This window comes from Candidatus Symbiopectobacterium sp. NZEC135 (assembly GCF_025962695.1).
In genome coordinates, this window is record NZ_JAGFPF010001375.1 from 1 (window position 1) to 572 (window position 572).

At 57.3% G+C, this 572-nt stretch carries 1 protein-coding gene; it reads left to right on the top strand.

Features of this window, described 5'->3' with window-relative positions:
- The coding region (locus J5224_RS34335) for an SLC13 family permease (RefSeq protein ID WP_413544774.1) at nt 1-572 on the top strand (572 nt) is incomplete at both ends.

Sequence of the window (572 nt, forward strand, 5' to 3'; positions counted from 1 at the left end):
CTCGCCTTCTGCCTGGCGGCCGCGTTTCTCTCGGCCTTTCTTGATGCCTTGACGGTCATCGCCGTGGTGATTGGCGTCGCCACCGGATTTTACGATATTTATCACCGCTACATCACCGGGCTGGATCAACAGGCCGAGTCCAACATCAACGCTGAGCATGCGCAAACGTTAGAACAATTTCGCGCATTTCTACGCAGTTTACTGATGCATGCCGGGGTAGGCACGGCCCTCGGCGGTGTGATGACCATGGTCGGTGAGCCACAAAACCTGATCATTGCCAAAACCGCCGGCTGGGATTTTGCCAGCTTTTTCTTGCGGATGGCTGCGGTGACCATCCCGGTATTCCTGTGCGGAATCGCCACCTGCATTCTGGTAGAACGCGTAAAAATATGCGGCTACGGCGTCACGCTGCCCGACACCGTGCGTCAGGTGCTGGAGGATTACGAGCGTAAGACCAGCGCCGAGCGGGCACCGCAAGAGCGCACCATGCTGTGGATTCAAGGCATTATTGGCATCTGGCTGATTGCCGCGCTGGCGTTTCACCTGGCGGAAGTCGGTTTAATCGGACTGAG